Origin of the sequence: Cytophaga sp. FL35 (assembly GCF_014349235.1) — a bacterium.
Classification (GTDB): domain Bacteria; phylum Bacteroidota; class Bacteroidia; order Flavobacteriales; family Flavobacteriaceae; genus Euzebyella.
On the sequence record NZ_JACSOH010000007.1, the window covers coordinates 164,311 to 185,545 of the forward strand.

Genomic DNA, 21,235 nt, shown 5'->3' on the forward strand with positions numbered 1-21,235 from the left:
CTTTAAACTATACAAATGAAAAATAGACGCTCTTTTTTAAAAGCAACAGGACTTGTTGCTGCCTCTACGGCATTTGCACCCAGCACACTATGGTCCGCCACCCATCCACAAAACAAGAAATTAGGTGTTGCCCTTGTAGGTCTGGGTTACTATAGTACAGATTTACTTGCACCTGCACTTCAAATGACCCAACATTGTGAATTAAGGGGAATAGTCACGGGAAGTCCTGAAAAAATTCCTGTTTGGCAAGACAAATATGGCATAAAGGACAAAAATATATACAACTATGACAATTTTGATCAAATTGCAAATAACAAGGACATAGATGTTGTCTACGTAGTTCTACCTCCCTCCATGCACGCGGAATATACCATAAGGGCCGCCAAAGCGGGTAAACATGTATGGTGTGAAAAACCCATGGCCCCAACGGTTGCTGAATGTGAATCTATGATAAAGGCCTGTAAAGACAACAATGTTAAACTGGCTATTGGATATAGATGTCAGCATGACCCCAATATCCAAGCCTATATGAAAGCTGCCAAGGAAAAAACTTTTGGGAAAGTTAAGATGATTACCTCTGCAGCGGGCTATTTTGATGGAAGGACCGATCATTGGAAACAAAACAAAGCGTTAGGTGGAGGAGTTATGGGAGATATGGGCGTTTATGCCTTACAAGGGGCTCGATTGGCTACCGGTGAAGAGCCTATATCAGTATTGGCACAAACATTCACTACCCGACCAGAAATCTATCACGAAGTGGAAGAAACGGCTATGTTTCAGTTAGAGTTCCCAAGTGGAGCAAGAGCTTCTTGCCATACAAGCTTTGGGATCAACATGAATTACCTAAATATTAATTATGAAAAAGGGTGGATTAGAATGAAGCCTCACTCTTCTTACAATGGCAACAATGGAGAGATGTCCAACGGAACGATTATTGATTTCCCCATAGATAACCAACAAGCAAAGCAAATGGATGATGATGCGCTTTCCCTTATCAACGGTACCGATCTATTGGTACCGGGTGAAGAAGGTTTAAGGGATATTCGGGTTGTAGAAGCAGTTTATAAGTCTGCCAAAAATAATGAATTGATAAAACTATAGTCGTAAATATCTGTATTTCAGTTTTTTATATCTAATTTTTCACAAAACCCCAATTTATTTAGGATTATTCCCTCAAAATATTGGGGTTTTTCTATGTGTTTCAATGAAAGTTAGTAGGTAAATTCGTTACTGAAAATGAGACACATTAGACATGAAATTTAAAGACAAACTTACCTACATCTACGTGGCGTTTAATATTGTGTTTATTATTGCGATGACTGTTTTTCTAATTTACAGTTATCCTTTTTAAAGTAGTTATGACAGTCGTATTTCGGTAAATACAATTGCACCTGGTGTAGGGTGATACCGTAATTAGGAAATACCACTGTTTTACACTTAGTCTTTTTATCATGCCGCAGCCTTAAGGGCTGCGGTTTTTTTGTTATCGAAATTTTATAGTGCATTTCATCGAAAAAAAATGTATTTTATCTAGATATTTAATCTTACACCTTATATTTGGCGCACATCTAAAACCCGAACTAAGATGAAAGTTATCCTACAGGCACTGCGAAGATTAGAAGAAGAACGCCAGTTGTTCATTAGAATCATGAAAGATATTGAACGTTAATTTTAGCGTTTAAAAAATTGTAACCCACTTTTCTAAAAAAGTGGGTTTTTATTTGACCTTACCCCAACCAGCCTTCCCTATCCAAGCTCCTATACTGAATTGCTTCTGCTATATGACTGCCAATAACAACCTCGGAATTATCCAAGTCCGCTATTGTTCTAGCCACCTTCAATATTCTGTCATACGCCCTTGCGGAAAGATTTAGTCGCTCCATAGCATTTTTCAGCAGCTCCTTGGATGGCTCATCCAATTTGCAGTATTCCCTAATTTGCTTGGTGTTCATTTGGGCATTGTAATGAACATTTTCAAGCTCTTGAAATCTAAGTGTCTGTAATTCCCGTGCCACTGTCACCCTTTTTCTAATATCCACACTGCTCTCCCCTTTTCTATCATCCGATAATTTTTCAAAGGGCACAGGGGTTACTTCTATATGTATATCGATACGATCTAGTAAAGGCCCGGAAATTTTGCTTAAATACCGTTGCATTTCAGCCGGTGAAGAAGTAACCGGAGCATCAGGATCATTAAAATACCCTCCCGGACTGGGATTCATACTTGCCACCAGCATAAAACTACTGGGGTAGGTAACCGTAAACCTAGCCCTTGATATTGTTACTTCCCTATCTTCCATAGGTTGGCGCATCACCTCCAAAACCCTACGTTCAAATTCCGGAAGTTCATCCAAGAACAAAACTCCATTATGCGATAATGAAATTTCTCCCGGTTGTGGATAACTACCGCCACCTACTAATGCAGCAGAACTGATGGTGTGATGGGGACTTCTAAAAGGTCTTTGACTCATCAATCCCAAATTTTTCAGCTTACCTACCACACTATGGATTTTTGTAGTCTCCAATGCCTCATGCAAGGTCATAGGTGGTAAGATTGAAGGCAACCGTTTGGCCAGCATGGTCTTTCCCGCCCCCGGAGGTCCTATTAAAATGATGTTATGCCCACCTGCAGCGGCAATTTCCATGCACCGTTTTATACTTTCCTGACCCTTCACATCCGCAAAATCAAACTCCGGGAAGTCCAGATTTTTATAAAATTCCTCCCTAGTATCCACAATAGTCTGTTCCAAAGGCTCTCCTTTGTCAAAAAATTTGATGACTTCAGAAATATTCTCCACCCCGTATACCTTCACATCTGAAACAATAGCGGCCTCCTTAGCGTTCTCCTTTGGCAAAATAAAACCCTCAAAGCCCTCTTCCCTAGCTTTTATAGCGATTGGCAAAGCCCCTTTTATGGGATGAAGACTTCCGTCTAAGGAAAGCTCCCCCATGATAATATATTTTTCTATATGCTCACATTTGATCTGTCCGGAAGCTGCCAAAATTCCCATAGCCAATGTAAGGTCATAGGAAGACCCCTCTTTTCGCAAATCTGCGGGAGCTAGATTAAGCGTTATTTTCTTTCCCGGTATTCTATATCCATTATTTAGCAAAGCGGCAGCAATACGGTAGTTACTTTCCTTGATTGCATTATCGGGCAGCCCCACCAAATGGTAGCCAACGCCCGTATCTACATTTACTTCACAGGTAATAGTTGTGGCTTCCACTCCAAATACAGCGCTCCCATAAACTTTTATAAGCATATTAATTTATTTAAACGGTTGGATTCCGAAATTTTACTCAGGTTTTAGAATTAAGACGGACTTGGATGTTGTTTCAATTTCCTCTTTGTTCATCATCATTTTTCTAAATTCTCCGTTGATATACATTTCAGCCTGATCCTTATAGTGTTCGCTTAACGGATTTCCGGATTGTCCAGTTGGCAGTATACTTTTACTATTTTCAATATCGGAAAAATCAATAACCCGTCTTGTGGATGGTCCGGAGCTGACCTTATAATTTTCCTCATCAGTATACGGGAAGAATAGGTTATTAATAACCTCCCTAGAACCTTTTACAGAAAATGGCCCCACGTTGAAATAACTTCGTAAAGTCTCTACCTGACCAATTGGGTGACCGTGCTCAAGCAGATGAAATTTACTCCAAGTCCATTCATCCTTATTTTCACCATGCGTTTCTACTAAATCTTGGTACGACTGTTTAAAAGCGGCATTAATTAATTGGCTGGCAGTTTCTTTTTCTTCTGTCTCAATATTATTCCACCAAACCGATTTAGGATTTGAAAAAAGCGGCGCTATACTTCTTTTAATTAAATGAGTGGACATCAATCCATCAAATGACTCTTGACCCAATTCGTCTAAAAAAATTGCCTTCAGTAGATTATATGTCCACCGATGGTATAATATAGCATTGGTATTTTTTAAATCATAGGTTCCATCCCACTCCTTAAGCTGATTAATCGCCTTTTGTTGTTTTTCTGACAAACTAGAAATCTCTAAATTACCTAGCAAAGTCTCTAAAATCCCTTTATCAACCGGAGAGGTTACATCATTGATCATGGTCTGAACATTTTCTGCACTCCAGTCATTCTTGGCATCCAACAACTCTGTTATCCTTCGTGCCCTGTCTTCTGGCAGATAATACCCGGGATATAACATGCCGGCAATACTGTCCGGTTGATTGTTGGCCGAATAGACGTAACCGGCCGGTGGATTTTCCGATTGCGGATTTTGGTTAAAATCCAAATATTGCTTCTCATCATCCAAATAGTTATTGCCCGCATAAACCATTTTGGTATTTACAGAATCCGGTATGTGATACAATTGAGCACTGGCCCACCAAGCCACATTATCTTGTGCATCTCCATACATAATATTCAATCCGGGTGCGTGAATATTCTTAAGCCCTTCCCTAAAATCATTTATGTTGTTTGAATGGGACAAACTATACAGAGCGTCCATAATCTTGTTCTCCCCTTGGGTATATACCCACCACATAGAAATTGGCTCGTTTCCTTTGATTTGATCGGCAATACCATTTAAAACGGGGCCACGTTTAGTTACGTTATATGAAAAATTGATGGTAGCCGAGTCCTTAACCTTTATTCTTTTTTTTACTGTTTTAAATGACTGCCAAGTGCCCTTGTATCGGTACTTGGTACTGTCCGTTCGATGGATTTCCTCTTTATAAAAATCGACATCATCATTTTCAAACATGGTCATACCATAGGCCAAATTTCTATCGTGACCCAAAAGAGGAAAGGGTAGCCCGGCGATATGGTATCCATATTTTTCATACTCCCGAGAAACTACATGAGCTTCATACCAAACTGAGGGTTGGGAAAATCCAATATGCGGATCATTCGCAAAAATAACTTTACCTTTTTTAGTTTTTTTAGGCCCCAGAACCCAGCTATTACTTCCTTCAAAAAGTGGAATATTTAGCTGTTCCAAGGATTCAAAAACATTGGCTGTCAAGTTATCCGTAGCAATATCGTAAGATTGATGTGGGTTATTTTGTAACCAAACCGTGGAAGTATCGCTATGGACAGCTAAATCCTTTAAATATTCAGGCCCTAAGCGATTATTGATTTCTGACAATAAAGGATCCGTCTTGTGAGCCATGGCAAAACTAAAGGCCATATACCCCATGATATTATATACATCCTTAATTTCAAAAGGGCGTTTCTCAATTCCAGTAAGGTAAAACTCAATAGGTGTAGGTCCTTTATCCAAAAACTGGTTGATGCCATCCAAATAGGCCTGGGTTAGTTGCACCCCAATATCTTGAGAGTTTAATTGGGAAACTACTTCTTTGGAGGCGTCATCAATTCCCAATGCGAGAAAAAATTTATCCGTTCCTATCAAATCTTTGCCAAATAGTTCTGATAGTCCACCACTACCAATTCTACGCAACAATTCCATTTGCCAAAGTCGGTCTTGAGCATGTACATAGCCTAGGGCCTTAAAAGCATCTTTTTCATTAGCTCCATATATATGCGGAATACCGTAGAGGTCATAATGTACCGTAACCTCCTTTGATAGTCCAGAAAGGTTTTGGGTACCACTATATTTAGGCTTTAGGCTATAGCCGAAAATCAAAAAAGCAAACAACAAGAAAACTATTAGGCCTAAGAAAATCCAAATAAATTTTTTCAAGGGAAAGAGTTTAAACTTACTTGGTTGAAGTTACTCTTTAAGTAGAAATAATAAAAATACCTTACAACTTTTGTTTTCTACCCATTCAAAAAAAGAATGCGGGACAAACTAATTTGTTCAGCGTATACAGTTCAACTATTTGTCTTGATAAAGCCAGTAATCAAGGTATTTTGGTAAGCCCTTGTTTCAACCATTTTTCATAGGTTTCGGCATCAGTATATTGCACAGCCTCATTTAAAACTTCCAGATCTGGGGAAAGCAAAACATAATAGGGTTGCGATGCCGCATTAAAATTGATGGTCTGGAACGTTCCCCACTTCTGCCCTATGGTCTCTATACTTTTTACCCTTCCCGAATCAAATTTAAAGTTGAATTGCTGATTTTCCGGAAGTTCTTTCCGATCATCTACATAAAGTGAAATTAAAATGTAATCTTCATTGATGATTGAAAAAATATCAGGTTCGCTCCAAACGTTTTCTTCCATCTTGCGGCAGTTGACACAGGCCCAACCCGTAAAATCCAATAAAATAGGTTTGTTTTCTTTCCTAGCGACTTCCCATCCAGCATTAAAGTCTTTATAGCAGTCCAATCCAAGGGGGCAGTCGCTTTCCGTTTCAAATACACTATAAAAAGAAGGTGGCGGAAAACCGCTCAACATCTTTAAATTTGAAATGCCAAGCAAGCCAAGAATAAGATACACTGAAATTCCAGCACTTACCATAGCAAGCGTTATTCTTGGTACAGAAAGTTTTTGTTTTGGTCCGTCATGTGGAAAACGAAAAAACCCTAATAGGTACAAGGTCATCAATACAAACAACACTATCCAAATTCCTAAGAATATTTCCCTTTTTAAAATCTCCCAATTGCCTACCATATCGGCATTGCTTAAAAATTTTAGGGCCAAGGCCAATTCTAAAAATCCAAGAACCACCTTTACGGTATTCATCCAGCCACCTGACTTGGGCAAGGAATTGAGCCAAGCCGGAAAAAGGGCGAACAATGCAAAAGGCAGCGCCAAGGCGAGACCAAATCCCGTCATACCCGCACTTAGGTTAAAAGCCACATCTCCTTCTTCCAAAACTGTACTCCCCAGCAAACCGCCCAAAATAGGTCCGGTGCAAGAAAAGGATACAATTGCCAAGGTAACGGCCATAAAAAAAATTCCTATTCCCCCACCTATCTTTGTGGATGCAGCATCCATTTTATTAGCCCAAGAACTTGGCAAGGTCAACTCATAATACCCAAAGAAAGAAAATGCAAAAAAGATAAAAACCAGAAAGAAAATTAGGTTCAACCAAATGTTTGTTGCTATGGTGTTAAGTATTTGTGAATCAACCGAATCAAACAAATGAAAAGGTAGGCTTAACAAAAAATAGATAAGCACGATAAAAAAACCGTACAATAGAGCATTTGCAATACCTTTTGAACGTTTTTCCGAGTGTTTGGTAAAGAAAGATACGGTCAACGGAATCATAGGAAACACGCAAGGAGTCAACAGGGCGATGAGACCGCCAAGAAAACCCAATCCAAAAACCACCCATAAACCTGAACCTGATTCTGAAACCTCTCCGGCTCCCTTTAAGAGATCTTTGTTTTTTAAATCAAGACGAAGTGAAGAAGCCAACTCTTTGCTTCTATCATCTATTTCCTGTTCATCCTTAACGGCTACCCCGCCATCCAAAACGAAGGTAAAATCATGATCCACTGGAATACAAACCTCCTTACAGACCTGATAAAATAGATTGACGTCAATTTGATTAACACTATTGTCAAGTAATTTTATTTTTTGTGTAAAAATGGCCTTTTCCTTGAAAAACGTCTCATCTACCTCAAATATGTCGCTATACTCAGTGATGGTTTCACTTTCAGTAGTTGGCCCTACTAATACATAGTCCGTACCGGCCTCTTTGAAAACAAACTCACTAGGAAGAGAACCGCCCTCAGCTGTCTTTTGGGAATACACATGCCAACCTTCATAAATGGTCGCTTCTATGACAAGCTCATATTCACTTTCTGACATCTTGTTTACCTCCGTTTCAAAAACAACTGGATTCTCATCCGTTTGAGAAAAAACAGGCAATAAACTAAAAAACAATGAAATAAATAAAAGTATCTTATGCATTAATCTAAGCTAAATTTTAAAATTTCCTTGGTTGAATCCGTGACTTTAAAGCGGTCATCCCCTCTTAAACCCACTATCCAAACTATCTTATTATCGGAGCAAAGAAGCCACTGCTTTTCCTTTTTAAACCGACTCAACTTTTCGTCCTTAAAAAATTTGGATACTTTTTTCTTTCCCTTCATCCCGAACGGGTAAAAATAGTCGCCATTTTCCCATTGTCTTACTTCTAGGGGGTACTTTAACGAATTTTTATCCACATAAAGTACATTACGCCCTTTTTGTTTCATTTCCCTCACTAATTCCATCTTCATAGAGATGGGCTCAGAAATCAATCGTGCATCCTCAGCTATCAAGTAACTATTATTCACTGCATCATCTATTTTCTTTAAAATAAGATGCTCTCGATTCCTTAGCAAACGATGGGTTTTGGATTGCAATTCTTTACCGGAGTCAGATTTTGTAAGTTGAACTAAATCCCTGGTTGTAGTAAAGCCATATTCATTAAACAGGTGATACAAATACCCTTCCAAGGGATGTAAGTCCAGCAAATTCTCCACCTTCACCTTGGTACTTTCCTCCTCCACCACAAACAACTTTTTCTTTAGATAATACAATCTATCATTCAATATATCAGCAGATTGGTTTAAAAAAAACTGAGTCTTTCTAAAATTCTCCAAGAAGGAAGGACTAAGGTCTTTTAGCAAAGGGACCAAATCATGCCTAATTTGGTTCCGCAGGTACTTGGTCTCTTTATTACTAGCATCTTCTCTCCAAGAGAGAGCGTGTTGTTTGGCAAATTCCAAAATTTCAATTCTAGAAAAAGGAAGCAATGGTCTGGAAATCGACTCCGTTTTTTCAGGAATTCCAGTAAGGCCGTCCAAACCTGTACCCCGAGAAAGATTGATTAAAAAGGTCTCAAGGTTATCGTCTGCATGATGGGCAGTAACCAAGGTTTCCAAATGCTCTTCTTTCAGCACCTTCGTAAACCAATTGTACCTCAACTCCCTTGCACCTACTTGAAGCGACACTTTATTTTGGTTTATATAACCAATTGTATCAAAATAAGTTGACACAAATTTTATATTACTTGAAGTAGCAAAATCCTTCACCAATTTTTCATCTCCATCACTAGCTTCTCCCCTGAGCTTAAAATTACAGTGGGCCAATACAACCGGCAGTTTTAACTTGCAGAATAAATAGGCCAATACCATGCTATCAACGCCCCCACTACATGCCAATAGAGATGGCTTTTTTTTAAGATGCGGAAAGTTAATTTCAATATGATTTTTGAAGGCCTCGAACATGGCGGCAAAGATACAAAAGATAGCAAAGCCTAATTTTTATTTAGCTTTTAAAGGTGGCACCATCAACCATTTTCCAATACTTGTCTCATTGCCTTCGCCTTCAACAAACATTCTTCATACTCTTTTTCAGGAATGGCCTTTGCCGTTATGGCACTACCTACTGAAAAAGACACGTATTTTTTGGACTCTTGATAAATAATACTGCGTATCACTACATTAAAATCAAAATTCCCATCCGGATCAAAGTATCCTACTGCACCGCTGTACAATCCCCTTTTGAAGTTTTCATGGGACTCAATAAGTTTCATTGCGGATATTTTTGGAGCTCCCGTCATGCTTCCCATAGGAAATGAATCCCTAAGAATAGCTACGGGGCTTACACCTTCTTTCACTTGGGCTGATACCGTAGAGACCATCTGATGTACTTGTTCGTAGGTATAGATCTCGCAAAGTTCCTCAACCGCTACCCCTCCCCTTACCGCATGTTTGGCCAAGTCATTACGCACTAGATCAACTATCATTATGTTTTCGGCACGCTCTTTTTCATCTTCTTGCAATTTCTTTTTAAGCTTATCATCTTCCAAAAAATCCTTGGAGCGTTTGGCAGTACCCTTTATTGGCTGAGATATTACCTCATCGCCTCTTTTTCTCAAATATCTTTCCGGAGAGGCACAAAGTAAATAGTTGTCCAAAATTCTTAAATAACAGGCAAAGGGTGCATGAGATATGCTATTAAGACGCTTGTAAGTTTCTAGAGTATCTAAATGGGTATTTTCAGCAAAGAACTCCTGACAAAAATTGGCTTCGTATATATCTCCTCGGTGAATGTGACTAAGAAGCGAATTGACTTGCTTAAAATATTCGTCTTTGAACATTCTAAGTTTTATATGAACATCATTTTTGACCTCAAAGACTTTTTCCTTCTTAAGCCGAATTCCATTAATTGCTTCAAAATCGGAAAGAAGCTCATCTTCCACTACCTTTAGGTAACTAAAATGGATGTGGCCCGCTTTGACCCAAATAAGCTTTTTGGGCTGAAAAAAGTACATCTCAGGAAAGCCTGCGCCATCATGGTTTTTAGAACAAAGATTTTCTTGGTCGTTTTTTAAATCGTAGGAAAGATATCCAAAAACCCAATCATTGGTCTCCCTTCTATACTCTTCCAGCTTCTGGAATGCGTCTAAATAATCGGTTTGTATAGAGGTTAATGCGTCCACGGCTAAAAGGACCTCAAATGAACCATAATCAGTTACATGGTTATTGCTATCTAACCAAAGTACCTCTTCATAATCTCTTGACCAATGAAGTAGTTTATCCTTGAATTCTTGCGTTTTCTTTAGCGAGAATGACCTGGTAATACGCAAAAAGAAAATTTTTATAATTTACCAAGAAAGGATTCTAGGGCCTCTTGATGTTTCGCTGCCAAATCCGAATCCAAAATTTTCTTCCCATCGCCTAAATTTTCCTTGAACAGGGGAAGCGTAAAAGTGGATACCACCTCGGCACCAAAACGAGGCAATAGACTTTGAATAACAGCAATTGCACCCATACCTCCACGCTTGCCAGAGGCTGTAGACATCAAAAATACCGGTTTGTCCTGCATAAAATTACGCTCCAACCTTGAAAGCCAATCCAAAAGGTTCTTAAAATAAGCGGAAGGATTACCGTTATGCTCATTTACGGAGATAATAAGTCCATCAGCGGCACTAATATCATCTTTAAGCTCGATCATGGAGTTGGAATATCCATTCTCCTTTTCAAAATCCTCACTGTACATGGGAAAAGGAAAATTTGCCAAATTTAATAACTGTACATCATGGCCTTCAATATCCTCAACCGTATGCTTTACTAATTTATAATTAATGGATTGGGAAGAATTGCTTCCCGCAAATGCTAAAATCTTAGCCATAACGAAGATAAATATGTGATTTAGCGAAAATATAGCAAATACAATTGATTTGCGAGTATTTTATCTAATTTTGCTCAAGGAAACATCCGAAACTACTGTTTTACAAGTATATAGGGTGCTATCAAATTATACAACGCTAAGTGCAGAACAATACTAACAGACTCTATTTTATCGATGCTATAAGGGCTTGGGCCATACTTATGATGCTTCAAGGCCATTTTGTGGATGGATTACTTTCTGTTGATTATAGAGACGATTCCAATGCTCTTTATTCCATATGGAAATATTTTAGGGGGATTACGGCCCCAGTATTTTTCACGGTATCAGGGTTTATCTTTACGTACCTGCTCATTAAAAGTGACCAAAAAGGTTTTCAAAATCACAGGGTAAAAAAGGGAATTAAACGAGGTTTGGAACTCCTCTTTATTGGGTACTTGTTACGTACCAATTTCATGGGCTTGTTGCAGGGTCAAATTTATAGTTCCTTTTATTTAGTAGACGTCTTGCATTGCATTGGCCTTTCCTTACTTGGGATTATTGGTATCTATCTGCTCACTATCAAAAGAAAAAATTATGTTTTTGGTACGGTTTTGACAGTGATTACACTCTTTTTATTCCTGTTTGAGCCCTTATATAAACAATTTGCTTTTAGCTTATTGCCAGATGCCATTGCCAATTATCTCACGAAAGCCAATGGCTCGGTTTTCACAATAATACCTTGGTTTGGTTATGCCTCAATTGGAGCAGCCCTGTCCTTGGTTTTTACCAGATTTAAATCGGCTACATACTTCTACCATATGGCTATTCCTTGTTTTGTTGTAGTTGGATGGACGCTCATTACGTACTCCTCCCCTTTATTTTTAAATATTTCCGAAGCTACGGGTATCCGCTTATTTGCCGATGTTTATTACAACAACTATCTATTTATTAGACTTGGGGATGTTTTTTTGGTTTTGGCCCTTTTTATGTTATTGAGAAGATGGTTGCAAAACAGCACTGTTTTGAAGATAGGCCAAAGCACCTTATCCATTTATGTGGTGCATTTTATTATCCTTTATGGTAGTTTTACGGGCCTTGGGCTTTATCGGTTTTTTCACCACCAACTAAATCCTTTCATGGTCATACCCGGAGCGGTAGCTTTTATGTTCATCTGTACATATAGTGCACTTCAATACGAAAGGAACAAGGCTGAGATCCAACTTCAGATTGCAAAAGGGTCCCAATTTGTCATTGACCAAATTGAAATAGGTTCAAAAAGCCTTTACGAATTTGCCAAACCGCGTTTTAAGCGATTTCTGAGAAGATTTGGCTTGGCCAAATCCAGATAACAAAAAGCGTATAATAAACAAAACCCCGGCAATGCCAGGGTTTTTAGTTTTAGATTAACTGTATATGTTAGATTTACACATGTAAAGCACGATCTTCCGTTGCCGCCAGGGCAGCCTCTTTAACAGCTTCGGCAAAGGTTGGATGCGCATGGCTCATTCTAGAAATATCTTCGGCAGAAGCCCTAAATTCCATGGCCGTAACAGCCTCCGCTATCAAATCCGCACAACGGGCACCAATCATATGCACCCCCAAGACTTCGTCCGTTTCCTTATCGGCAAGAATTTTAACAAATCCGTCCAAATCCATACTAGCCCTAGACCTACCTAAAGCCCTCATTGGAAATTGGCCTGATTTATAAGCAATACCGGCTTCCTTAAGTTCCTCTTCGGTTTTACCAACAGCAGCCACCTCTGGCCAAGTATAGACCACTCCAGGAATTAAATTGTAATCTATATGAGGTTTTTGACCTGCCAATTGCTCGGCCACCAAAGTACCTTCTTCCTCTGCCTTATGGGCTAGCATAGCTCCCCGTATGACATCCCCAATGGCATATATATTGGAGGTGGAAGTCTGCAAATGGTCATTAACCTCAATTTTACCTCTTTCATCAATTTTAACGCCCGCAGCTTCGGCATTTAAACCTTCTGTAAAAGGTCTTCGGCCAACGGCAACCAAACAATAATCACCCTTAAACTCAACCTCCTGACCTTTTTTATCATCGGCCTTTACAATTACGGCATCACCACTTCTTTCAACCGATTTCACCTTATGTGACAGGGCGAATTTTACTTTTTGCTTTTTAAGGACTTTGGTCAATTCTTTGCTCAACGCTCCGTCCATTGTAGGAATAATGCGGTCCATATACTCAACCACGGTAACATCTGCACCCAATCTTTTATAAACTTGACCAAGTTCCAGACCAATTACTCCTCCTCCAATTATAATGAGATGTTTAGGAACTTCTTTTAGCTTTAAGGCTTCAGTAGAAGTGATGATTCTTTCCTTGTCCAACTTTATGAACGGAAGCGTAGATGGCTTACTACCAGTGGCAATAATGGTATTTTTGGCTTCAATCGTATCTGTAGATCCGTCGGCTTTTTTAATATTGATATGTGTGGAATCCTTAAAACTTCCCACACCTTCAAAGACTTCAATCTTATTTTTGTCCATCAAAAACTCGATACCTTTGGTAGTTTGGTCCACTACCCCCTGTTTACGGGCGATCATTTTCTCCAAATCTACCTTTACCTCACCCGAGATTTCAATTCCATGGGCATCAAAATGATTTACGGCATCTTCAAAATGGTGAGAAGAATCCAAAAGGGCTTTTGATGGAATACAGCCAACATTTAGACATGTACCTCCCAAGGTGCTATATTTTTCTATTATTGCGGTTTTCATACCCAATTGGGCACATCTAATGGCCGCTACATATCCTCCAGGTCCTGAACCGATAATGGCCACATCATATTGACTCATAAGTTTTTCTTTGTTTTAAGATAACAAAATTAAGACTTATTTCTTTTTTGGCGAACCATAAGCCCAATAATACAATCTAGTTGCACAAAGCTGGCTAAAATTGTAATATTACGCTGTAGCAAAAGTCAATATACATGCAGCAAAGTACCGGAGAAGACCACAGAGAGAACGAGAATATAGTAGCAAACAAGGAGTTAAGTATTCTAGAGGCCCTCATTCCCGTAATCGCACTGGTGGCCATGCTGGCATATAATGTGTATGTTTTTGGGGACGATGCGCTGAGTGGATCCAATCAGTTCATTTTATTACTGGGGGGTACGGTCGCGGCCATTGTAGGTTTTTTAAACAAGATTACCTACCAACAGATGATAGCCGAGGTGGCAGAAAATATCCGTTCCACCACGGGTGCCCTTCTTATACTTTTAATGGTAGGAGCACTGGCAGGTACTTGGCTGGTAAGTGGTATTATCCCCGCAATGATCTACTACGGCCTACAAATCTTGAATCCGACGATTTTCTTGGCCGCCTGTGTTATTATATGCGCAATTATTTCAGTGGCAACGGGTAGTAGCTGGACAACTTCCGCCACCGTAGGTATTGCCCTAATTGGCATTGGTGAGGCTTTAGGTGTTTCTTTGGGAACGACCGCAGGGGCCGTACTTTCAGGGGCTTATTTTGGTGATAAACTTTCACCCTTGAGCGATACGACGAATTTGGCACCAGCCATGGCCGGTGGTGAACTGTTCGAACATATTAAATACATGCTCTACACCACCGTACCTACCATATTGGTTACACTTTTGGTTTTTATTATTATAGGACTGAACATAGAAACCAGCGGAGCAGCAGAAGTAGATTCGCTCCTAAATTCCATTGATGCCACATTTACCATCAATGGCTGGTTATTTATAGTTCCTATTATTGTTATTTTCCTGATTGTAAAAAAAACCCCACCCCTTGGTGCTTTAATGATTGGCACGCTGTTGGGTGGTTTGTTCGCTTTGATTTTTCAACCGGACATTGTTGCAGGAATAACCAATGCTGACGCATTGACCCTGGAATCTGGCTATAAAGGAATAATGAAAGCAATAACCGTAGATATTGCAATACCAACCGACAATGATGCCCTTAACGACCTATTTTCGGCTAGTGGAATGGCAGGTATGTTAGGAACTATTTGGTTAATTGTCTGCGCTATGGTCTTTGGTGGCGTAATGGACGGAATTGGTGCTTTGGACCGCATTACCAAATCATTATTAAGCTTGGCGAAGTCTACTTTTGGGTTATTTGCCAGTACCGTTGGTAGTTGTCTTGCACTAAACGTAACGGCGTCCGATCAATATCTAGCCATTGTTGTACCAGGTAAAATGTTCTCAAAGGCCTATGAGGACAAAGGTTTGGCTCCTGAAAATTTGAGTAGAACCTTGGAAGACTCGGGTACGGTCACCTCCGTTTTAATTCCTTGGAATACCTGTGGAGCCTATCATAGTGGAGTTTTAGGGGTTGGAACAGCAGAGTACGCCCTCTACGCTATTTTTAATTGGCTAAGTCCCATAACTACTCTCCTATTTGCAGCACTGGGAATAAAAATCAAACAATTGGTCGCCAAAATTCCTACCTAAAATATTTCTGATTTTTTTTTCAAAACCCGATTTAGCAAATTGATTTTTTATGCCTTATAAATTTGTCAATTTAACAAATTAGAACACCAATTAATACGTCCTTTTTAACATTCTCCACAATAGGCTCAGAGCATTCATAAATACTATCAACATATAGGTTTTATTAATGTTTTCAATTATTGCTTATCGGCAATATCAATGTAATTTTGGCTCAAATAGAAATCACAAAAATTTAACTGATATGGCAGTAGTAGGAAAAAAATTTCCAAACCTTAGTGTAAATGCAATGAACGATTTGGGAGACACTTTCAAAATCAATGTTTTGGAGGAAGCCCAAAAAAACAATAAAAAAGTGGTATTGTTCTGGTACCCAAAAGATTTCACATTTGTTTGCCCAACAGAACTTCACGCTTTTCAAGCGGCTTTAGGAGAGTTTGAGAAAAGAAATACTTTGGTAATTGGTGCTTCTTGTGACACTGCCGAAGTTCACTTTGCTTGGCTGAACACCGATAAGGACAATGGAGGAATTGAAGGAGTAACATATCCACTTATTGCAGATAGCAATAGAAACTTGGCCTCAACTTTGGGTATTTTGGACATCACCAATGAAGAGTACGATGAAGAAACAGGTGTTGTAACCGTTGAAGGAGACAACGTGACCTATCGCGCCACCTACCTTATTGACGAGGAAGGTACCGTTTTCCACGAAGGTATCAACCACATGCCTTTAGGAAGAAACGTAAATGAGTACTTACGATTGATCGATGCGTATACGCACGTTCAGGAAAAAGGCGAGGTTTGTCCGGCAAACTGGGAAGAAGGTAAAGAAGCAATGACCGCTGATAGAAAAGGGGTTGCAGAATACCTTGCTACTCACGCAAACTAATTAGTACAGATTTATTGAAAACGCCTTGGTCTTTAGGCCAAGGCGCATTTTACAAATCCTAAACCCTATACAATGGTAGTTGAATTAGAAAAAGACAATCTTCAGGAAATCATAGCCGAGAAAAAAAATGTAGTGGTTCAATACTCTGCCGGCTGGTGTGGTAACTGTAGAATCATGAAACCAAAATTCAAGAAGGAAGCAGCGGCTCATGAAGATTTTACTTTTATTATTGCTGATGCTGAAAAATTTCCAGAAAGTAGAAAGTTAGCTACGGTTGATAACTTGCCTACATTTGCCACCTTCTCCAATGGTGAATTTAAGAATCAGGTTCAGACCAATAAATATGATGTTTTAAAAGACTTGATCAATGAAGTTGCCAGTAATTAAGCATTTGACAAATTTCATTCAAGAAAATGACGAGGACTACGTTATTGAAACGATAGAAACCTTGGAAGCTCTTACGGAAGTATCTTCTTTAAAGGACGAGGAGCTAGATACTATAGGAGAACTTATTTCCAATATGTACGGGGCCATTGAGGTCAACAATTCCATAAAACAAGGAAAGCCCCAAAAAGAAGCCTTAAATGAATTTATGCAAAGAGTCATGGGTTCTATAGATTCGTAAGGAAGCCAAAATGTTTTCTGTAAAAGATAAGATGGCCGGTAGTTTATAAATTACCGGCCATTGCTATTTTATAACATTATCTTATATCTATTCATCTTTAATTTTTATAATTTCACCATCAATCTAAATTTTAAAACAAATGGCTACAGTAACCTTAAAAGGAAACGAAATACATACTTTGGGTAATTTACCCGAAAACGGCAGCACTGCTCCGGCTTTTAGTTTGGTAAAAAATGATCTTTCTACCGCTTCTTTATCTGATTATGCTGGAAAAAGAGTCGTCCTGAATATTTTCCCAAGTGTTGATACTGGTACTTGCGCACAATCTGTAAGGCAGTTTAATGAAGAGGCTGCCGAATTGGAGAATACCGTCGTTCTTTGCATTTCAAAAGACCTTCCGTTTGCCCAAGCTAGATTTTGTGGTGCCGAAGGAATCGATAATGTAGAAATGTTAAGCGATTTTAGAGACGGAAGTTTTGGTGAGGCCTATAAACTATCCTTTACGGACGGGCCCTTGCAGGCATTACTTTCTAGATCGGTAGTGGTTTTGGATGAAAATGGGAAGGTCATCTATTCTGAACAAGTTCCGGAAACCGTTGATGAGCCCAATTACAAAGCCGCTTTAGAGGCATTGGCAGATGCATAAAGAAGAATCTTTTATAGAAAACAGAGTAAAAAGTGTGGGCTTCGCTTTGCGTGGAGCCCTACTTTTAATTCGAACGGAAGCAAGCATAAAAATACAGGTGGCCCTTGCCGTATTGGTTACCATTGCTGGTTTCTATTTTCAAATATCCCCTACGGAATGGATTCTTCAAGTACTCGCCATTAGTATGGTAGTTGGCGTAGAAGGCGCCAATACGGCCATTGAAAAAATATGTGATTTTGTTCATCCGGAATTTGATAAGCGAATTGGCTTTATTAAGGATGTTTCGGCCGGTGCCGTAATGTTAGTGTCCATTGGGGCCATTGTTGTTGGACTTATCATTTATATTCCAAAAATCTTTTAATAAGATCCCCTCACTAAAAACAATATTTCTTTTTCGTTGCAGTTTCTAATTTAAAGATGCCTTTTTTAAATTGAACACTGTATGTATTTTTATTTTTCTAGCGGAATCACAGCTATAGTCTTGATTATATTCCATTTAACATTCGTTGAAAAGACTTTAAGGATTCTTCTTTTAAGAATGTTCGTAATACGTATTTTTGCACCCAGCGTAATACACTAATGGCGAAGAAGAAAACAACCACCAAGAAAAAACCGGCTTCTAAAAAGATGAGCTTAAAGCCATCTAAACAGAATACCATAATTCTGGGCAGTCTCTTGATACTGTTCAGTATGGCATTGTTCTTTTCCTTTGTATCCTATTATTTTACATGGCAAGATGACCAAAGTCTTTTATCGGAATTTGGGGACCGCAATGAACAGGCCAAGAACCTATTGAATAAATTTGGCGCCGCCGTTAGTCACTTTTTTGTGTATAAAGGATTTGGATTGGCATCCCTTATTTTTACGGTGCTGCTTTGCATAACAGGCCTTTATCTCTTTTTGAACATGGAAAAAAAGGGACTGCTCAAAAAGTGGATATGGGGGCTAATTTTTATGATTTGGATTTCGTTGGCTTTAGGGTTCATTGCTGAAACCCAGCCGCTACTGGGTGGTCTGATAGGTTACGAAATGAACGATTTTCTTCAAGATTATACCGGTACTATTGGAACGGTGCTGATACTGCTTTTTGGACTGGTTTTTATTTTGGTTCGTTTCTTTAAACTTACCCCGGAAGGTATTGCAAAAGTATTTGCCAAAAAAGAAAAATCGGCACAGAAAAGTACCGCATCCACTACTGTAGTAGATGAAAATGTAGAGGAAGAAACCTACTTGGAACCTGAGGACGAAACTCCTGTGGTAATTGATACGTATACCCATAAAAAAGACATTCCCTCACTTAAAAAGGAAGAAACCGCCAAGGATGATTTTGAAGTGACCGTTCCCGTAGAGGAAGAAGAGGAACAGTTGAGCATGGAGGTAGAGAAAATAGTAGAGGAAAAAGAAGAAAAGGACAATATTGCCGATAAACTCGTGGAGGATTTTGGAGAATTTGATCCTACCCTAGAATTAGGCAACTATAAATTTCCAACCATAGAATTGTTGGACCAGCATGGTGCTACAGGAGGGATTACCATCAACCAAGAGGAACTTGAGGAAAATAAAAATAAAATTGTAGAGACCCTTAAAAACTACAAAATTGGGATCTCACAGATAAAGGCTACTATTGGACCAACGGTCACGCTTTATGAAATTGTTCCAGAGGCAGGTATCAGAATTTCCAAAATCAAAAATTTGGAAGATGATATCGCATTGTCCTTGGCCGCCCTTGGTATTAGGATTATCGCTCCCATACCTGGAAAAGGAACCATTGGTATAGAAGTGCCCAATAAAAATGCGAGCATTGTTTCTATGCGTTCCGTCATTGCTTCCAGTAAGTTCCAAAAAGCCGAGATGCAGTTACCTATTGCTTTTGGAAAAACCATTAGTAACGAGACTTTTGTGGTTGATTTGGCAAAAATGCCACACCTTTTGATGGCGGGTGCTACAGGTCAAGGTAAATCCGTTGGACTAAATGCCGTATTAACTTCCTTGCTTTACAAAAAACATCCGGCAGAAGTTAAGTTTATCTTAGTTGACCCCAAAAAGGTAGAACTGTCCATTTACAATAAAATAGAGCGACACTTTTTGGCCAAGCTTCCGGATAGTGAAGAGGCCATTATAACGGACAATGCCAAAGTAATCAATACGCTCAACAGTCTGTGTATTGAAATGGATAACCGCTATGAATTATTAAAAACGGCCATGGTTCGTAACCTTAAGGAATACAATGCCAAATTTAAGGCCCGTAAATTGAATCCTAATGACGGTCATAAATATCTTCCTTATATTGTTCTGGTCATTGACGAGTTTGCAGATTTGATCATGACTGCAGGTAAAGAGGTTGAAACGCCTATTGCCCGTTTAGCGCAATTGGCCCGTGCCATTGGCATTCACTTGATAATAGCCACTCAAAGACCTTCAGTAAACGTAATTACGGGTATTATCAAAGCTAATTTCCCTGCGCGGATTGCTTTTAGGGTAACCTCTAAAATCGATTCCAGAACCATTTTGGATACTCAAGGTGCGGATCAATTAATTGGACGTGGTGACATGCTTTACACACAAGGAAATGATGTGACACGTATACAATGTGCCTTTGTAGACACGCCTGAAGTTGACAAGATTACCGAATATATAGGCTCCCAGCGAGCATACCCGGAAGCACATGAACTTCCGGAGTATTCCGGAGAAGAGTCTGGCACAAGTATTGATTATGAAATAGCGGATAGGGATGCCATGTTCCGTGAGGCTGCAGAAGTCATTGTTACGGCACAGCAAGGTTCCGCCTCTCTCATCCAAAGAAAATTAAAGTTAGGTTATAACAGGGCAGGAAGAATTATTGACCAATTGGAGGCAGCAGGTATTGTAGGCCCCTTTGAAGGCAGCAAAGCTCGTCAAGTCTTGGTTACGGATTTGGTGGCCCTGGACCATTTATTAAGTAATGAAGGATCATAACAAAAAGAATAAGCATTTTAAAATGAAAAGATTTTTACTCGCACTTACACTTATTATAGGCATCAATACCGTATCTGTACACGCACAGAATTCGCAAAAAGCGAAGGCCTTATTAGAAGATGTATACACTAAAGTAAAGGGCTATGATAATATTGAAGTCGACTTTAAGTATGTTCTCAATAACTCCGAAGCAGGAATCAACCAAGAAACCAGGGGCAATGTAACCTTGGAAGGAGAAAAATACATTGGTAACTTTTTTGGAGCCACCCAACTTTATGACGGGTCTAAAGTTTATACCATTGTTCCCGAGAATGAAGAGGTGACCATTGAAGACAAATCAGAAGATGCCAATGCCCTTACCCCTGCCAAAATGCTCACATTTTATAGGGATGGTCATAATTACGAAATGGACATTCTACAAAATGTAAACGGTAGAAAAATTCAGTTTATCAAGTTAACTCCCATTGATTCCAATTCTGAGATAAAAGATATTTTATTGGGTGTAGATGCCGAAACTAAACATATCTACAAGGTTATTGAGAATGGTAAAAACGGCACGACCACTACAATTACAGTTAATACTTTCAAAACAAATCAGCCTTTGTCAAAAACCTTGTTTACTTTTGACGAAGCCAAGTACGAAAACGACGGCTACTACATTATAAGAAACTAAGCCCGCT

At 39.2% G+C, this 21,235-nt stretch carries 17 protein-coding genes; 10 read left to right on the plus strand and 7 right to left on the minus strand.

Features of this window, described 5'->3' with window-relative positions:
- Window positions 1-15: 15 nt before the first annotated feature.
- Window positions 16-1,101: a Gfo/Idh/MocA family oxidoreductase gene (locus BIZ36_RS08080; protein WP_187457376.1), complete on the plus strand. Its 1,086-nt coding sequence runs from the start codon at window positions 16-18 to the stop codon at window positions 1,099-1,101.
- Between the two features lie 626 nt (window positions 1,102-1,727).
- Here the strand turns inward: BIZ36_RS08080 and BIZ36_RS08085 are convergent.
- The 6 genes from BIZ36_RS08085 to BIZ36_RS08110 all read right to left on the minus strand — a co-directional run bounded on the left by BIZ36_RS08085 (window position 1,728) and on the right by BIZ36_RS08110 (window position 11,013).
- Entirely contained in the window at window positions 1,728-3,263 is a 1,536-nt protein-coding gene (locus BIZ36_RS08085) for a YifB family Mg chelatase-like AAA ATPase (protein ID WP_187457377.1), read from the minus strand.
- A gap of 33 nt (window positions 3,264-3,296) precedes the next feature.
- A complete protein-coding gene (locus BIZ36_RS08090; protein ID WP_187457378.1) occupies window positions 3,297-5,678 on the minus strand; it encodes a penicillin acylase family protein in 2,382 nt (793 codons plus the stop codon).
- Window positions 5,679-5,838: 160 nt separating this feature from the next.
- Entirely contained in the window at window positions 5,839-7,800 is a 1,962-nt protein-coding gene (locus BIZ36_RS08095; protein WP_187457379.1) for a protein-disulfide reductase DsbD family protein, read from the minus strand.
- Window positions 7,800-9,104 (minus strand): tRNA lysidine(34) synthetase TilS, encoded by a 1,305-nt coding sequence (tilS, locus tag BIZ36_RS08100; protein WP_187457380.1) that lies wholly within the window; start codon window positions 9,102-9,104, stop codon window positions 7,800-7,802. The genes BIZ36_RS08095 and tilS overlap by 1 nt, the downstream gene beginning before the upstream one ends.
- A 62-nt stretch (window positions 9,105-9,166) precedes the next feature.
- Window positions 9,167-10,468 carry an anthranilate synthase component I family protein gene (locus tag BIZ36_RS08105; protein WP_187457381.1) on the minus strand — a complete coding sequence of 434 codons (1,302 nt, stop codon included), beginning with the start codon at window positions 10,466-10,468 and terminating at the stop codon, window positions 9,167-9,169.
- A gap of 11 nt (window positions 10,469-10,479) precedes the next feature.
- On the minus strand, window positions 10,480-11,013 hold the full coding sequence (locus BIZ36_RS08110; protein WP_187457382.1) for an NADPH-dependent FMN reductase: 534 nt from the start codon (window positions 11,011-11,013) through the stop codon (window positions 10,480-10,482).
- Window positions 11,014-11,153: 140 nt separating this feature from the next.
- On the opposite strand from BIZ36_RS08110, the gene BIZ36_RS08115 reads away from it, so the two are divergent.
- Complete coding sequence (locus BIZ36_RS08115; protein WP_187457383.1) at window positions 11,154-12,341, plus strand: heparan-alpha-glucosaminide N-acetyltransferase domain-containing protein; 1,188 nt, start codon at window positions 11,154-11,156, stop codon at window positions 12,339-12,341.
- 73 nt (window positions 12,342-12,414) lie between these two features.
- Here BIZ36_RS08115 and lpdA read toward each other — a convergent pair whose 3' ends face one another.
- Complete coding sequence (gene lpdA, locus BIZ36_RS08120) at window positions 12,415-13,821, minus strand: dihydrolipoyl dehydrogenase (protein WP_187457384.1); 1,407 nt, start codon at window positions 13,819-13,821, stop codon at window positions 12,415-12,417.
- Window positions 13,822-13,955: 134 nt separating this feature from the next.
- On the opposite strand from lpdA, the gene nhaC reads away from it, so the two are divergent.
- The 8 genes from nhaC to lolA1 all read left to right on the plus strand — a co-directional run bounded on the left by nhaC (window position 13,956) and on the right by lolA1 (window position 21,228).
- Window positions 13,956-15,443 carry a Na+/H+ antiporter NhaC gene (nhaC, locus tag BIZ36_RS08125; RefSeq protein ID WP_187457385.1) on the plus strand — a complete coding sequence of 496 codons (1,488 nt, stop codon included), beginning with the start codon at window positions 13,956-13,958 and terminating at the stop codon, window positions 15,441-15,443.
- A 241-nt stretch (window positions 15,444-15,684) separates the two neighbouring features.
- Window positions 15,685-16,329 (plus strand): peroxiredoxin, encoded by a 645-nt coding sequence (locus tag BIZ36_RS08130; protein ID WP_187457386.1) that lies wholly within the window; start codon window positions 15,685-15,687, stop codon window positions 16,327-16,329.
- Between the two features lie 72 nt (window positions 16,330-16,401).
- A complete protein-coding gene (locus tag BIZ36_RS08135; protein WP_187457387.1) occupies window positions 16,402-16,716 on the plus strand; it encodes a thioredoxin family protein in 315 nt (104 codons plus the stop codon).
- Window positions 16,697-16,954 carry a DUF6952 family protein gene (locus tag BIZ36_RS08140; protein ID WP_187457388.1) on the plus strand — a complete coding sequence of 86 codons (258 nt, stop codon included), beginning with the start codon at window positions 16,697-16,699 and terminating at the stop codon, window positions 16,952-16,954. Before BIZ36_RS08135 ends, BIZ36_RS08140 begins: the two co-directional genes overlap by 20 nt.
- 139 nt (window positions 16,955-17,093) lie before the next feature.
- Window positions 17,094-17,600, plus strand: a complete 507-nt coding sequence (gene tpx, locus BIZ36_RS08145; RefSeq protein WP_187457389.1) for a thiol peroxidase — start codon at window positions 17,094-17,096, stop codon at window positions 17,598-17,600.
- On the plus strand, window positions 17,593-17,961 hold the full coding sequence (locus BIZ36_RS08150; RefSeq protein ID WP_187457390.1) for a diacylglycerol kinase: 369 nt from the start codon (window positions 17,593-17,595) through the stop codon (window positions 17,959-17,961). The genes tpx and BIZ36_RS08150 overlap by 8 nt, the downstream gene beginning before the upstream one ends.
- 218 nt (window positions 17,962-18,179) lie before the next feature.
- Entirely contained in the window at window positions 18,180-20,555 is a 2,376-nt protein-coding gene (locus BIZ36_RS08155) for a DNA translocase FtsK (RefSeq protein ID WP_187457391.1), read from the plus strand.
- A 22-nt stretch (window positions 20,556-20,577) separates the two neighbouring features.
- Window positions 20,578-21,228, plus strand: a complete 651-nt coding sequence (lolA1, locus tag BIZ36_RS08160) for an outer membrane lipoprotein periplasmic chaperone LolA1 (protein WP_187457392.1) — start codon at window positions 20,578-20,580, stop codon at window positions 21,226-21,228.
- The last annotated feature ends 7 nt before the right edge of the window (window positions 21,229-21,235 follow it).